Origin of the sequence: Rhodococcus sp. NJ-530 (assembly GCF_003860625.1) — a bacterium.
Lineage (GTDB): Bacteria > Actinomycetota > Actinomycetes > Mycobacteriales > Mycobacteriaceae > Rhodococcus_F > Rhodococcus_F qingshengii.
In genome coordinates this window covers 3,981,447-3,996,236 of the sequence record NZ_CP034152.1, presented here as the reverse complement: position 1 = coordinate 3,996,236, position 14,790 = coordinate 3,981,447, and the positions used below count along the sequence as shown (strand labels likewise).

At 63.5% G+C, this 14,790-nt stretch carries 12 protein-coding genes and 1 pseudogene; 7 read left to right on the top strand and 6 right to left on the bottom strand.

What is annotated here, in order from left to right; all coding sequences use genetic code 11:
* Positions 1 to 10 precede the first annotated feature (10 nt).
* From ndk to proB, 6 genes are all read left to right on the top strand, one after another.
* Positions 11 to 430 (top strand): nucleoside-diphosphate kinase, encoded by a 420-nt coding sequence (ndk, locus tag EHW12_RS18665; protein ID WP_003944527.1) that lies wholly within the window; start codon positions 11 to 13, stop codon positions 428 to 430.
* Positions 431 to 877: 447 nt separating this feature from the next.
* Positions 878 to 4,123 carry a translation initiation factor IF-2 N-terminal domain-containing protein gene (locus EHW12_RS18660; RefSeq protein WP_125051447.1) on the top strand — a complete coding sequence of 1,082 codons (3,246 nt, stop codon included), beginning with the start codon at positions 878 to 880 and terminating at the stop codon, positions 4,121 to 4,123.
* 319 nt (positions 4,124 to 4,442) lie between these two features.
* On the top strand, positions 4,443 to 4,754 hold the full coding sequence (rplU, locus tag EHW12_RS18655; protein ID WP_003944533.1) for a 50S ribosomal protein L21: 312 nt from the start codon (positions 4,443 to 4,445) through the stop codon (positions 4,752 to 4,754).
* Positions 4,755 to 4,796: 42 nt separating this feature from the next.
* Positions 4,797 to 5,066 (top strand): 50S ribosomal protein L27, encoded by a 270-nt coding sequence (gene rpmA, locus EHW12_RS18650; protein ID WP_003944532.1) that lies wholly within the window; start codon positions 4,797 to 4,799, stop codon positions 5,064 to 5,066.
* A 231-nt stretch (positions 5,067 to 5,297) separates the two neighbouring features.
* A complete protein-coding gene (obgE, locus tag EHW12_RS18645) occupies positions 5,298 to 6,749 on the top strand; it encodes a GTPase ObgE (protein ID WP_003944579.1) in 1,452 nt (483 codons plus the stop codon).
* Between the two features lie 44 nt (positions 6,750 to 6,793).
* Positions 6,794 to 7,897 (top strand): glutamate 5-kinase, encoded by a 1,104-nt coding sequence (proB, locus tag EHW12_RS18640; protein WP_125051445.1) that lies wholly within the window; start codon positions 6,794 to 6,796, stop codon positions 7,895 to 7,897.
* On the opposite strand, the gene EHW12_RS18635 is transcribed toward proB, so the two are convergent.
* The gene (locus tag EHW12_RS18635; RefSeq protein ID WP_042450219.1) at positions 7,870 to 8,727 is read right to left on the bottom strand and encodes an NAD-dependent protein deacetylase; all 858 of its coding nucleotides are present in this window, start codon (positions 8,725 to 8,727) and stop codon (positions 7,870 to 7,872) included. The genes proB and EHW12_RS18635 overlap by 28 nt on opposite strands.
* Before the next feature lie 50 nt (positions 8,728 to 8,777).
* Here EHW12_RS18635 and EHW12_RS18630 point away from each other — a divergent pair, with 50 nt between their 5' ends.
* The gene (locus tag EHW12_RS18630) at positions 8,778 to 9,299 is read left to right on the top strand and encodes a VOC family protein (RefSeq protein WP_125051443.1); all 522 of its coding nucleotides are present in this window, start codon (positions 8,778 to 8,780) and stop codon (positions 9,297 to 9,299) included.
* A gap of 44 nt (positions 9,300 to 9,343) precedes the next feature.
* Here EHW12_RS18630 and EHW12_RS18625 read toward each other — a convergent pair.
* The 5 genes and pseudogenes from EHW12_RS18625 to EHW12_RS18605 form a co-directional block, all read right to left on the bottom strand.
* Positions 9,344 to 10,275 (bottom strand): annotated as a pseudogene (locus EHW12_RS18625) (D-isomer specific 2-hydroxyacid dehydrogenase family protein).
* Between the two features lie 9 nt (positions 10,276 to 10,284).
* Positions 10,285 to 10,683 (bottom strand): ectoine synthase, encoded by a 399-nt coding sequence (locus tag EHW12_RS18620; RefSeq protein ID WP_003944463.1) that lies wholly within the window; start codon positions 10,681 to 10,683, stop codon positions 10,285 to 10,287.
* A gap of 15 nt (positions 10,684 to 10,698) precedes the next feature.
* Positions 10,699 to 11,961 (bottom strand): diaminobutyrate--2-oxoglutarate transaminase, encoded by a 1,263-nt coding sequence (gene ectB, locus EHW12_RS18615; RefSeq protein WP_007731008.1) that lies wholly within the window; start codon positions 11,959 to 11,961, stop codon positions 10,699 to 10,701.
* Positions 11,962 to 12,009: 48 nt separating this feature from the next.
* The gene (gene ectA, locus EHW12_RS18610) at positions 12,010 to 12,525 is read right to left on the bottom strand and encodes a diaminobutyrate acetyltransferase (protein ID WP_003944572.1); all 516 of its coding nucleotides are present in this window, start codon (positions 12,523 to 12,525) and stop codon (positions 12,010 to 12,012) included.
* Between the two features lie 160 nt (positions 12,526 to 12,685).
* Positions 12,686 to 14,785: a DEAD/DEAH box helicase gene (locus EHW12_RS18605; protein WP_030536630.1), complete on the bottom strand. Its 2,100-nt coding sequence runs from the start codon at positions 14,783 to 14,785 to the stop codon at positions 12,686 to 12,688.
* Between the last annotated feature and the right edge of the window lie 5 nt (positions 14,786 to 14,790).

Here is a 14,790-nt window from a genome sequence, read left to right as displayed (position 1 = left end):
GCTGTCCGCTGTGACTGAGCGCACCCTCGTACTGATCAAGCCCGACGCCGTTGCCCGTGGATACGTAGGAGAAATCCTCAGCCGTATCGAGCGCAAAGGCCTGACAATTGCAGCACTCGACCTCCGCGTAGCTTCCGAAGAGGTGGCTGGTAGCCACTACGCAGAACACGCCGAGCGTCCGTTCTACCCGAGCTTGTTGGAGTTCATCACCTCCGGTCCGCTGGTGGCCGCAGTGCTCGAAGGCCCCCGAGCCATCGCTGCTTTCCGTCAGTTGGCCGGCGGAACCGACCCGGTCGACAAGGCTCTTCCGGGTACGATCCGCGGCGACTTCGGACTCGAAGCGCAGCAGAACCTCGTTCACGGCAGCGACTCCGTGGAGTCGGCAGAGCGTGAAATCGCTCTGTGGTTCCCCGCGCTGTCGTCCATCTGAATCTCCGATCAGGCCTCGGCCCACATGAACGGGCCTTCGGCCCACATCTCCACAGCGAATTCTCGGCACGTATCCCACATCGGTGCGCCCTTTGCAGTTGCAGGCGCGTTGGTGTGGGATACTGCTTTCAGTTGAACCGCAATTTGTTTTACGCACGTTCAACCGGATGACACCTAGGTTCGATGCCCTTTCATCGCTGCTCCAGGTCAACAGGAAATCCCTGGACCTCTGCACGCTGGATGATCAGGCGCTCGCGCACAGGACAACGGCCATCCAGCCAGGCACTTCATGTGCTCGCAGTGAATAACGGGCATTGCGGACCATGCGGAGCGAGACCTTACAATCTCGTACTCACTTCTGAGTGCGAGTACACACAGCACGCTCCCGCGTGGCCGCGTGACAACTCGACTTCTGGGTTGGACGCGCCCGGGGGCTGAGGAGACTTACGTGGCCGATCAATCCCCAACCGAATCAGATTCCAGCACCACCCCGGAATTTCCCGACAAGATGCGCGTACACGCGCTGGCGAAGTTGCTCGGCGTCACCAGCAAGCAGGTCCTTGCCGAAGCCGCAGCGCTCGGTACCGAATTGCGCAGCGCGCAGTCGAGTCTCCACCGTGACGTCGCTCAGCGGATTCATGCCTCGTTGGCTTCCGCGGCCGAGGCCATCGAGCCCGTCGTCGCCGAGCTCGACACCCTCATCGACCCGGTTGTCGAGGCGCCTGTTGTCGAGGAGCCTGCTGCAGAAGCTCCCGTGGAGGCTCCTGTTGCAGAGGCTCCGGCCGCGAAGCCTGTCAGGGCTCGTCGCACCCGCAAAAAGGTCGTCGTCGAAGAACCTGCAGCAGAAGAAGCAGTGGATCCGGCTGTCGCCGAGATCAGCGCTGGACTCGACGCCGCTGCTGCGCTGCAGAGCAAGGAAGCCGAGCAGTCCGATCTGTTCACTTCCTTCGAGGCGCCGCAGACCCATCAGCCCGAGGTGGCTCCCGCCGCGCCGCAGGTCCCGCTGTTCCTGCAGCCGGATCTCGAAGCCGCCGAGGTAGCTCCGCGTCGCCGTCGCGCACGCCGCGAGCCTGCTGCACCGGCGGTCGTCGAAGAGAAGCAGACAACCGCGGAAGCCGAAACCGTCGTTCCCGAGGCAGCGCCGGTTGCAGTTCCTGCCGTCGAAGAGCCGGCTGTGACCGCACCGCAAACCGAGGGCGAGAGCGCCGAGTCCGAGGACGAGGACGACGATCAGCCGCGTCGCCGTCGTCGTGGACGCCGTGGACGTGGACGTGGTCGCGGTGAACAGGGTGGTGAGCAGGGTTCGGACGAAGAGTCGGATACCGCTACCGAATCGGAGCAGGAATCTGCCCCTGCGGCAGTCGAGAAGCAAACCGACGACGCTGCCGGCGAAGAATCCGGTGATAAGTCCGAGTCCACCGCTGATGCGGATTCCGAGAATGCCGACGATTCCGATCTCGATGCCGACGGATCGAGCCGCCGTCGCCGCCGTCGTCGTCGTCGCAAGACCGGCACCGACGGCGCCACCGACGCGACTGCGACGTCCGAGGACGATCCGCCGAACACCGTCGTTCACGAGCGCGAACCTCGCAACAAGACCCGCGTCAAGGACGAGGTCCAGGGCATCAGTGGTTCGACACGTCTGGAAGCGAAGCGCCAGCGTCGCCGCGACGGTCGTGACGCCGGCCGACGTCGCCCACCGATCCTGACCGAGTCGGAGTTCCTCGCGCGTCGTGAGGCCGTCGATCGCGTCATGGTCGTGCGCGATCGGGCAGACAGCGGTCAGCCGCATGCGACTACACAGGTAGCAGTCCTCGAAGACGGAGTGCTGGTCGAGCACTTCGTCACCAACTCGGCGTCCGCGTCGATGGTCGGCAACGTGTACCTCGGACGTGTCCAGAACGTGCTCCCCAGCATGGAAGCTGCGTTCATCGACATCGGGCGTGGCCGCAACGGTGTTCTCTACGCCGGTGAGGTGAACTGGGAGGCCGCCGGTCTCGGTGGCAACTCGCGCAAGATCGAGCAGGCCCTCAAGCCGGGCGATCAGGTGCTCGTTCAGGTCAGCAAGGATCCGGTCGGTCACAAGGGTGCTCGACTGACCACACAGATTTCGCTTGCCGGTCGTTTCCTCGTCTACGTGCCCGGTGGTACGTCCACGGGTATCAGCCGCAAGCTTCCGGACACCGAGCGCAAGCGTCTCAAGGAAATCTTGCGCGACATCGTGCCCGCCGACGCGGGCGTGATCATTCGCACGGCGTCCGAGGGCGTCAGCGAAGAAGAGTTGGCGCGCGACGTGACTCGTCTGCAGGCTCAGTGGGCCGGCATCGAGGAGCAGGCTGCGGCTGCGGACACCGGTAAGTCCGGCAACCCGCAGGCGCTGTACGAAGAGCCTGACATGCTGGTCAAGGTCATTCGTGATCTGTTCAACGAGGACTTCTCCAAGCTGGTCATCGAGGGCGAGAAGGCGCACACGACGGTCGAGAACTACATCAACTCCGTTGCGCCCGACCTGCTTCCGCGGCTCGAGAAGTACACGCCGAACAACGGTATCGACGTCTTCGCGGCTCGCCGTATCGACGAGCAGTTGGCCAAGGCACTCGATCGCAAGGTGTGGCTGCCGTCCGGCGGCACCCTGGTGATCGACCGCACCGAGGCCATGACCGTCGTCGACGTCAACACCGGCAAGTTCACCGGAGCCGGCGGAAACCTCGAAGAGACCGTCACCCGTAACAACCTCGAAGCGGCCGAGGAGATCGTTCGCCAGATGCGCCTGCGGGACATCGGCGGAATGATCGTCGTCGACTTCATCGACATGGTTCTCGAATCGAACCGGGACCTGGTCCTGCGTCGGCTCACCGAATGCCTGGGTCGCGATCGCACGCGCCATCAGGTGTCGGAGGTCACGTCACTCGGGCTCGTGCAGATGACGCGCAAGAAGTTGGGCACCGGATTGGTCGAGGCCTTCTCGACCACCTGTGAGCACTGCCACGGCCGCGGCATCATCGTCCATTCCGAGCCCGTCGAGGTGAAGTCCTCGGACGACGGAGGATCGCGTTCGGGCTCGCAGCGCAGTGATTCCGGTACCTCGCGCAAGAACAAGCGTGGCCGCGGAGACAAGTCGGCTTCGACCGAGTCCAACGGACAGGAAGCTCCGGCGCCGGAGGTTCCGGCCGTCGACGCGACGGTCAAGCGGGCTCATCCGGTGGCATTGGCGATGGCCTCGCATCACCACGACGACGACGAGACCGTCGCGGCCGACTCGACCGAGTCTGATTCCGCCGGTGTGTCTTCGGGGGACGATGCATCCAAAAGTGCCGATCGGCAACAAGATCGGCCGATCGATACTCCTGCTGCTGCTGAGCACCATGACGTTCCTGTTGTGGACTCTGCTGCGGAAGAAGTATCCGCAGTGGACAACGAGTCGGCCGCAGCTTCGACCGAAGCAGCTCCGCGCGGTCGTCGGCGTAGTCGCCGGGCGTCGCGGGCAGCGTCGGCACCGGTTGCCGAGGCAGCTCCCGAGGTGGGCACGGTCTTCGTGATTCCGACTCCGGAACCCGTGGTGGACGCGGTCGCGGAAAACGTTCCGGCTCCGGCCACCGAAGTTCCGGCTGAGGAAGAAGTTGTCGTCGTCAAGAGACCCCGTCGCAGGCGTGCAGCAGCACGTCCCGCAGGGCCTCCGGTAGACGGAGAGTAAGAACTACTGGCTTTCGGTCGGTTGGATGACTTCGCGATGAGCGAGGACATCCAACCGTTATCCGAAGTTTCAGCTGGTAGAAGCAGTACAGAGTAGTGAGCACCACCCCTCGGCGGGGCGGTTTGACCCTGACGGTTGCTTTCCCGTAACCTTGGAGGGTCGCCACCCGGCGGTAGAGATTCCGTGTGCCTAGAGTGTGCGTGAATGTCCCGGTACGTCAGTGCCGAGCCGAGGTGACATAAACCAGACCAGTCGCGATGCATTTGAAGCCTCAGGCAGCAGCGCGAGCAAGTTCGAAGAAGCAAGGGGTAGCCCTCCGATGGCAACGTACGCGATCGTCAAGACCGGCGGAAAGCAGTACAAGGTCGCTGTTGGTGACCTCGTCAAGGTCGAGAAGATCGAGGGTGAGCCCGGCACTGCTGTCTCGCTTGCTCCCGTTCTCGTGGTCGACGGATCCGACCTGACCACCGACGCGGCCAAGCTGGCCAAGGTCGCAGTCACCAGTGAGATCGTCGAGCACACCAAGGGCCCGAAGATCCGCATCCACAAGTTCAAGAACAAGACCGGTTACCACAAGCGTCAGGGCCACAGGCAGCCGATCACGGTGCTCAAGGTCACGGGCATCAAGTAACCAGTTCTTTCTAGCTAATTTCACCCGAGGAGGGTCAATAGCATGGCACATAAGAAGGGTGCATCCAGCTCCCGTAACGGTCGCGATTCAAACGCCCAGCGCCTCGGCGTGAAGCGCTTCGGCGGCCAGTCGGTCAGCGCAGGCGAAATCCTGGTTCGCCAGCGCGGCACGCACTTCCACCCCGGCGTCAACGTCGGCCGTGGCGGCGACGACACCCTATTCGCTCTCGCTGCCGGTGCAGTCGAGTTCGGCCAGAAGCGTGGACGCAAGACCGTGAACATCGTTCCGGCCGTCGTTGCGGCTGAGGTCTAGTCTTTCTCGCTAGTTGTGCGTCATCGGTTCTACTTCGGTAAGCCGGTTCTGCTTTCGGTAAGAGAGTGACGCGTTCCAAGCTCCCGATAGGGGCGGACCAGGGTTGAAATAACCCGGTCCGCCCCTATCGTTTGTTTAAGCAGTACCCGTTTTGCCCCGAGCAACCCTGCTCACCAGAAGTTCAGCTCATCGCGTGAGACCCGCAATTGACTGAGGAAGGATCCGGCAGTCATGTCCCGATTCATTGACCGTGTTGTGCTGCACGTCAGCGCTGGAAAAGGCGGCAATGGTTGCGCCTCCGTACACCGCGAGAAGTTCAAACCGCTCGGCGGTCCGGACGGTGCCAACGGAGGTCGCGGTGGCGACGTCATCCTCGTGGTCGACGAGAACATCCACACCCTCCTCGACTTTCACTTCCATCCCAACGCGAAGGCGACCAACGGCAAGCAGGGCGCCGGCAGTAACCGCGAGGGTGCAAACGGTGAAGACCTCATCCTCAAGGTTCCGGATGGAACTGTGGTTCTCGATACCGACGGCAACGTGCTTGCCGACCTCGTGGGAGTCGGTTCACGCTTCGACGCCGCTCAGGGCGGCCGCGGCGGACTCGGCAACGCAGCACTCGCCTCGAAAGCCCGCAAAGCTCCCGGTTTCGCACTCCTCGGTGAGGACGGTGTCGAGCGTGACCTGGTTCTCGAACTCAAGTCGGTAGCCGACGTCGGTCTGCTCGGATTCCCCTCCGCCGGTAAGTCCTCGCTTGTGTCCGTTCTCTCTGCGGCCAAGCCGAAGATCGCCGACTACCCCTTCACAACTCTGGTCCCCAACCTCGGCGTCGTCTCGAGCGGTGACACCACCTTCACCGTCGCCGACGTGCCCGGGCTGATCCCCGGTGCAAGCGAAGGCCGCGGTTTGGGCCTGGACTTCCTGCGCCACATCGAACGCTGCGCCGTATTGGCGCACGTGATCGACTGCGCCACCCTCGATCCGGGACGTGACCCGATCTCCGACATCGACGCCCTGGAAGCAGAGCTGGCCGCGTACACGCCCGCGCTCTCCGGCGACTCGGGACTCGGTGACCTCGACAAGCGCCCGCGCGTCGTCATCCTCAACAAGACCGACGTTCCCGAGGCCGCCGAATTGGCCGAAATGGTCACGCCTGAGATCGAAGCTCGCGGATGGCCGGTCTTCACCATCTCGGCGGTGAGCCGAGAAGGATTGCGACCGTTGACATTCGCGCTGGCGAAGATGGTCCGCGACTACCGCGAAGCTCATCCGAAGCCCGAGCCGAAGCGCCAGGTCATTCGCCCGGTCAAGGTCAAGGATTCCAGCTTCACCATCGAGAAGGATCCCGATATTCCCGGTGGGTTCGTCGTCCGAGGCACCCGCCCGGAGCGGTGGATTCGTCAGACCGCCTTCGACAACGACGAGGCCGTTGGTTACCTCGCCGACCGTCTTGCTCGATTGGGCGTCGAGGACGCATTGGTCAAGAAGGGCGCTCAGCCAGGAGCTTCCGTCACCATCGGCGACGTCAGCTTCGAGTGGGAGCCGATGACGCCGGCCGGTATCGATCTGACCCGCACGGGCCGTGGAACCGACCCGCGTCTCGATCAGGTGGAGCGCATCGGCGCCGACGAGCGCAAGCACGCGCGTCGTGTCCGCCGCGGCTTGCTCGACGAAGACGCCTGACCCACGCGATTTCAGGACGAAAACCGAAGAGAGGGAACGGGACTGTGCTCGGGTCCACCAGGGAGTCGATAGCGTCGGCTCACAGTATCGTCGTGAAGATCGGGTCGTCTGCGCTCACCAGTCTGGTGGCGGGACTCGATACTCACCGACTCGACCTGTTGGCCGATGCCATCGAGTCTCGCATGCGTGCGGGTTCCGATGTCGTCGTCGTCTCGTCCGGTGCCGTCGGCGCCGGACTGGCGCCGCTGGGACTGACCAAGCGGCCTCGCGATCTCGCGACCAAGCAGGCTGCGGCCAGCGTCGGTCAGTTGGCTCTGGCTCACGCCTGGGGTACGTCGTTCGCCCGTTACGGCCGTACCGTCGGGCAGGTTCTACTCACGGCTGACGACATCGCTCGACGGACGCAGCACCGCAACGCCCAACGGACACTCGATCGTCTACGGGCATTGCACGCGGTGGCGATCGTGAACGAGAACGACACCGTTGCCACCACCGAACTTCGATTCGGTGACAACGATCGGCTGGCTGCTCTGGTTGCTCATCTGGTCGGCGCCGACGCGTTGATCCTGTTGTCGGATGTGGACGGACTGTACGACGGGGATCCCCGAAAGGGCGATGCCACACTGATTCCCGAGGTCAACAGTCCCGAGGATCTCGACGGTGTGGTTGCCGGTTCGGGTGGCGCCCTCGGTACCGGAGGCATGGCGTCGAAGCTCTCAGCAGCACGCCTGGCCGCGGATTCCGGCGTGCCAGTTCTGCTCGCGGCAGCATCGGACGCTGCGCAGGCACTCAGTGGTGCCGATGTCGGAACGGCATTTGCGCCCCGGCCGACGCGATTGTCGGCCCGCCGATTCTGGGTTCGTCACGCCGCTGACACATCGGGTGACCTCCACCTCGACGAAGGCGCCGTCCGCGCGGTCGTGTCCAAGCGTCGAAGCCTTCTGTCCGCTGGCATCGTCGGTGTATCCGGTGACTTCCACGCCGGCGACGTCGTGTCCCTGATGGGGCCGGGGGAGAAGCCCGTCGCCCGGGGTGTCGTTGCGTTCGACGCTGCGGAGATCGAGGAGATCCTGGGGCGCTCCACCACCGATCTACCGGCTGACATGCAGCGTCCTGTGGTTCACGCGGACGACTTGGTGGCGCTGTAGCTTTCGTGTTCGACGAGGGCGGAAAGTGCTTCAGCGCAACCGACTTCGAGCTTGAGGTCGGCGAATTCGTCGCCGCGAGTCGTGCCTCGATTGACGATGGCGATCGGCTTCCCGGTCTTGGCGGCATGCCGGACGAAACGTAGGCCGGACATCACGGTCAACGACGACCCGGCTACCAACAGTGCGTCGGATTGGTCGACGAGGCTGTACGCACGGGCGACGCGTTCCTTGGGGACGGATTCGCCGAAGTAGACGATGTCCGGTTTGAGTAAGCCACCGCACACGGCGCAATCCACGACGCGAAAGTGTGCGGTGGATTCGATCACGGCATCTGCGTCGGGTGCGATTTCGACTCCTGTTGCAGCAGCGACTGTTTCGGCGAATCCAGGATTGGCTTCTTCCAGTCTCTCCGCGAGAGTGGTGCGGGAGATCAGCCGCTGGCAGCTCAGGCATCGAACCTGCGCGTAGGTGCCGTGGAGGTCGATGACGTTTCGCGCGCCGGCCTTGGTGTGCAGGAGGTCGACGTTCTGGGTGATCACGCCGACGGCTCGCCCTGTTCGTTCCAGCGCCGCGACGGCCCGGTGGCCCTGGTTGGGGCGGGAGCTGTCCATGTATCGCCAGCCGATGTGGTTGCGCGCCCAGTAGTGCCGCCGAAACGCCGGATCGCCGATGAACTGCTGGAACGTCATCGGATTGCGCGGGGGTGAATCAGGTCCGCGGTAGTCCGGGATTCCGGAGTCGGTGGAGATGCCGGCGCCCGTCAGAACTGCCAGGCGACGGCCGGCCAGGAGTTCGGGAAGGGCATCGAGGCGGCTGTTGTCGGTGGGCACTGCTCCAGGATAGGCGCGTGTGCGAGACGGAGGCGCGGAGGAAGTCCGAAATGTTCAATAGAACACGTGTGCGATCGCCGATACTCGTAGACATGAACACAGTGAACCCAATCCCCGCTGGTTACCGCACGATCACTCCCTACCTCGCGGTGCCGGACGGTCATGCCGCACTCGTCTACTACAAACGAGCACTTGGAGCTGAGATAGTCGATGCGATGAACGCACCTGACGGCTCCCTCATGCATGCGGAGATCCGGATCGGCGATTCGATGCTGCAGCTTTCGCAGGAGATGCCGGACTTCGGACTCAAATCACCACAGGGCGGCTGGGTGCATTCGTCGATCGTCGTCTACACCGAGGACACGGACGGGTTTGTCGCTCGGGCAGTCGCCGAGGGAGGCACGCTGGTCACGGCTGTGGCCGATACATTTTCGGGCGACCGGCATGGGGTGTTTCTCGATCCGTTCGGCCACAGGTGGGCAGTATGCACGAAGGTCGAGGATGTACCTGCCGAAGAGGTCGCTCGCCGGGCGCGGGCGCTCTTCTTTCCGGAGACGCAGTCGCCACAGTAATTTGTGGCAACCGTGGTCCGAGCATTCGAGCTTCGGCGGCGTACTCAGTATCCGGCTACTGGGTCCACGAGGGCAGCCAGCGCCTCACCCTTCGCGAAGCGGGTCACGTTCTTGGAGACGTGATCCGCGAAGGCGGCGGGGCGAACGCCTGGCGGATTGGAATCGTGGGGTGTGATGATCGCATTCGTCAGATCCCACAGTGGGTGACCGTCCGGGAGGGGTTCGGGATCGGTGACGTCGAGACCGGCGCCGCCGATCTGTTCCGACTCGATGGCCTCGACCAGTGCGTCGGTGTCGACCAGTGATCCGCGCGCGACATTGATCACCCAGGAATGGGGTTGCATCGCCGCCAACTGCGCACGGCCCACGAGGTGACGGGTGGCCGGGGTGGCGGGCGCAGCAATCACGAAGTGATCTGCGCGAGAATAGATTTCATCCATTCTGGATGCGGGGTACGTGGAGATCGCCCCGGGGACCGGGCTACCGGAACGATTGACTGCGATGCTGTCCGCCCCTGCGCGGCCAGCATCGGAATCAGCGCGCGGCCGATACCGCCCGCGCCGATGATCGCAACCGTCGAGCCACGAAGGGTGCCGATCTTGGGAAAGAACTCGAACTGACGCCACGTTCGAGCCTCGATGTGTGCAGGCAAGTGACGAACTCCGGCCAAGAGAAGCATGAGTGCATGCTCGGCCACCGACGCCGAAAACGCACCGGCCGCCGAGGTCCACGTGATTTCTGTGTCCTTCGGAATCACACCGGAGTCGAACCAATCCTCGATTCCCGCCGACGGAAGCTGCACCCACCTGACCGACGCCGGTAACTCCGACGGAAAGGTCTCGGGTGAGCCCGCCCAGATCAGGGCGTCCGCAGTGTCGATCGGACTGATCAGACCACCGCCCCGAAGCACCGCGCTGTCGAGCAGTGCATCGGGGACGGGGCCGATCGCTACGCGTGGAGAGGTGTCAGTCGCCATGACTAGACGCTACGCGGGGACCTCCACCAGTGGGTAGACACCGTTCTCGTCGTGCACCTCACGCCCGGTGACCGGCGGATTGAACACGCACAGCATGCGCATCTGCGTGTCCGGCTCGACGCGGTGACGCTCGTGGCCGTTGAGCAGGTACATCGACCCCGGTGCGAGATCGTATTCCTTGTTGTTGTCGAGGTCGATCAGCTTGCCGGTGCCCTCGACGAGCCAGACAGCCTCGACGTGGTTGGCGTAATGGAACTCGTTGACCGAACCCGCCTTGATGGTGGTCTCGTGGAACGAGAACCCGACGCGGTCGCCGCCGAGGACGATGCGCTTGCTGCGCCAGTTTCCGTCCTCACTCGTGATGTCGCGGTCGGTGTCGGTGATCTCGGTGGTGGTGCGAACGATCATGGGAGAGTCCTTCCTCTAGCTGCAGACCTTGAGTGTCGCCTCGGCCAGAATGGAGAGGCCGTGCTCGAGCTCGTCGTCGGTAATCGTCAGTGCGGGAAGCAGTTTCACAACCTGGTCGGAGGGTCCGGAGGTCTCGGCGAGCAATCCCTCGTCGAATGCCAACTGGCAGACCTTGCCGGCGCGCTCGGGCTGTTCGAAGACGAGGCCCTGAACCAAGCCACGCCCGCGGTGCGAGACCTCGCCGGGGAACTGATCGGAGAGGTTGGCGAAGCATTCGCTGATGCGTGCGCCCTTCTTCAACGTCGTCTTGGTGAGTGCGTCGTCGGACCAGTAGTGGTCGAGTGCCACCTTGGAGGTGACGAACGCCGGGTTGTTGCCGCGGAAGGTGCCGTTGTGCTCGCCCGGTCCCCAGACGTCGAGTTCACGCTTGAACAGCGTGAGCGCCATCGGCATTCCGTAGCCGCTGATCGACTTGGACAACGTGACGATGTCGGGAACGATTCCGGCCTCTTCGAAGGAGAAGAACGGGCCGGTACGGCCGCAACCCATCTGGACGTCGTCGACGATCAACAGGATTCCGCGATCCGAGCACAGTGTTGCCAGCGCCCGAAGCCATTCGGGGCGAGCGACATTGACGCCACCTTCACCCTGCACGGTTTCGACGATCACTGCCGCGGGGCGGTTGATTCCACTGCCGGAATCATCGAGAACGCGGGAGAACCACTGGAAGTCCTCGGTGACGCCGTCGAAGTAGTTGTCGAAGGGCATCGGTGTCGTGTGCACGAGGGGGACACCGGCGCCCGCGCGCTTCATCGAGTTGCCGGTCACGGAGAGTGCACCAAGTGTCATTCCGTGAAATGCGTTGGTGAAGTTGATGACTGCCGAACGTCCGGTGACCTTGCGGGCCAGCTTCAGTGCAGCCTCGACGGTGTTCGATCCGGTCGGGCCGGGGAACTGGACCTTGTAGTCCAGGCCGCGCGGCTCGAGGATGTTGCGCTGAAAGGTCTCGAGGAACTCACGCTTGGCGACTGTCGACATGTCGAGACCGTGCGTGATGCCGTCGCTCATGATGTAGTCGACCAGTGCGGACTTGAGCACCGGGTTGTTGTGGCCGTAGTTGAGGGCGCCGGCACCGGCGAAGAAATCGAGGTAGTCGCGCCCGTTCTCGTCACGAATCCAGGATCCGGATGCGCTGGTGAACACTGCGGGCCAGTCACGGCAGTAGCTGCGAACCTCGGACTCGAGGGTTTCAAAAATGCTTGCTTCGTTGATATTCATATCTTCTTTGTTCCTCCGGGGCATGCTGTATGCCGAGCGCGAAGTGCGCTAGGCGCCGATCGTGTAAAGATCTTCGGCTTCGTGTCCATCGGGAAAATCGTTGGGCGAGAACAAGGTCTGCCTGGTTATCGGTACTTCGCGCCGACGTGCGAGCGCGGTGAAGAGTGCGATCGAAGCCTCGTTGTCGGGGCTGATCGTGGTCTCCAGATGTGTAACACCCAGTGGGGCAGTGCGATCCATCAAGTCGGACAGCATGCGGGCAGCAATTGCCTTGCCGCGCTGGTCTTCGTCGACCGCAACTTGCCACACGAACAGGGTTTCCTGCGCGCTGGGACGGGTATAACCGGAAACGAATCCGACTACGCGGCCGTCTACCTCCGCGACGATGGACGTCGCGCTGAAATCCCTGCACCACAACAGGTATGCATAACTCGAATTGAGGTCGAGCACCTTCGAATCACGTGCGATCTCCCAGAGCCGGACTCCGTCATCGATCTGTGGGCTTCTGAACAACACCGCGTCCGGCGCGGTGGTCGGGATAGCTCTCGTATCAACAGGCTTCATCGGTCATCTGAACGTAACAATCATTGCTGTCGAAGTCATGCAGATGTCCGTTTCGGGCCGTGTGGAACCCGTTGCGCCCCAGGTGAGGACATGAATGTGATGGTGCTCACATTATGTAACTTTTGCCGTTGTCGGAGCGACTATTTCGGGCAAAAACTCGCTATTTCGGGCTTGCGAGCGCCAACGGAAGTACAGAGTGAGCACCAGCCTGTCGAAGTGCGCGCGCGGCCATCGTGAAAGTCCAACCGGTATCGGCGATTGCGTCGACAAGAAGTATCGGTCCCTGATGGATACTCATGTCCGGGACTTCCCAAACATCGACCAGTCCGGACACACGGTAGGCGGAGTTCGCTGCCGACACCGGAGGGTGGTCGGGTCGCAAGCGAAGGGTGCCCAGGTCGGTCAATCGCCCGACCTCGGCCAACTTGGCAGCCAGGCTCGACACCAACAAAGGATGCGTCGTGGATTCGAGGGCCATGACACCGGTGGGTCGCTCGGCCCAATTCCAGGCGGCCAGAACGCTGATACACGCGCTGACCACCGCATCGGGTACCTCGGCGTCGGGACCGTCGAAAAGCGCGCGGAGACGTTGACCCCAGCCCAGGTCCGACATCCGTCCGAGAATGCGCCCGGTTTCGGGCCCCTCGGTGATCTTCCCGGACAGCTTGACGCCCAGCTTGCTCAGGCCGGTCGGCCACATCTTGCGCGGCTCCAGGTCGAATCCGGGGCGCTGCAAGCGCGCCCGAGTCTCGTCGAGGGCGGCGGTGTCGACAGTGGTGTCGTAGCGATTGCCTGTGCAGTTGTCACAGCGACCGCACTGTGAGTTCTCCGAGGTCAGACCAGGATCGTCGAGTTGTTCACGCAGGAAGGTCATTCGACACGTCGTGATGCTCTGGTACTCGACCATTGCGGCCTGCTCGGCCTGGCGAGCGTCGTCGAGTCGGCCGTAGCGCTCGGCGTCGTACACCCAGGGTTCGCCGGTGCTGATCCACCCGCCCTTGACGCGTTTGACCGCGCCGTCGACGTCGAGGACTTTGAGGACCATCTCGAGACGCGTGCGATTGAGCTCCACCAGAGGTTCGAGTGCCGGTGTCGACGTGGCCTTTTCGGTGTCGAGGTGTTCGATGACGCTGCGGACCAGGTGCTCGCGGGGGAAGGCGACCGAGGCGAAGTAACTCCAGATCTGCTTGTCCTCGGCGCCAGGCAGGAGGATCACGTCTGCCCTGTCGGTGGAACGACCGGCGCGGCCCACCTGCTGGTAGTACGAGATCGGCGACGACGGTGCGCCGAGGTGGACGACGAACCCGAGATCAGGCTTGTCGAAGCCCATCCCGAGTGCCGAGGTGGCCACCAGAGCCTTGACGCGATTACCCAACAAGTCCTGCTCGAGAGATTCACGTTCAGTGGGATCGGTCTGGCCCGTGTAGGCGGCGACGGTATGGCCGCGCTCGGAGAGCAGGCTTGCGAGGTCGCGCGCGGCCGAAACCGTCAGCGTGTAGATGATGCCCGAACCCGGCAGCGTCTCGAGCATGTCGGCAAGCCAGGCAGCGCGCGCCGTCGCCTCCGGAATGTGGACTACAGAGAGGTGAAGCGACTCGCGTTCGAGCCCGCCGCGAAGGACGAGGGTTTCCTCACCGCCGACGCCGAGTTGGGCGGACACGTCCTCGACGACGCGGTTGTTGGCCGTCGCCGTGGTTGCGAGGACGGGAATGCCCTCGCCGAGTTCGGCGATCAAGGTCCTGATGCGGCGGTAGTCGGGACGGAAGTCGTGGCCCCAGTCGGAAACGCAGTGAGCCTCGTCGACTACGACCAGGCCGGCATCAGCTGCCAGGGCCGGGAGCACCTGATCGCGGAAGTCAGGGTTGTTCAGGCGCTCGGGGCTGACCAGAAGGACGTCGAGATCATTGGCTGCGACGCGGGCATGGATGTCGTCCCATTCGGTGACGTTGCCCGAATTGATGGTTGCGGCGCGCACTCCGGCACGTTCGGCAGAACTGACCTGGTTTCGCATCAGGGCCAACAACGGAGAGACGATGACGGTGGGGCCGTGGCCCGTTGCCCGGAGCAGCTTCGCCGAGATGAAGTAGACCGCAGATTTGCCCCAGCCGGTCCGCTGTACGACGAGCGCGCGTTTGCGCTGCACCACCAGCGCCTCGATGGCCGTCCACTGGTCCTCGCGTAGGCGGGCATCCGGCCCCGCGAGTTCGCGGAGCAGCCGCTCGGCTTCGTCGCGCATGGCTGGGGCAGTGGCGGTGGTCATGGACC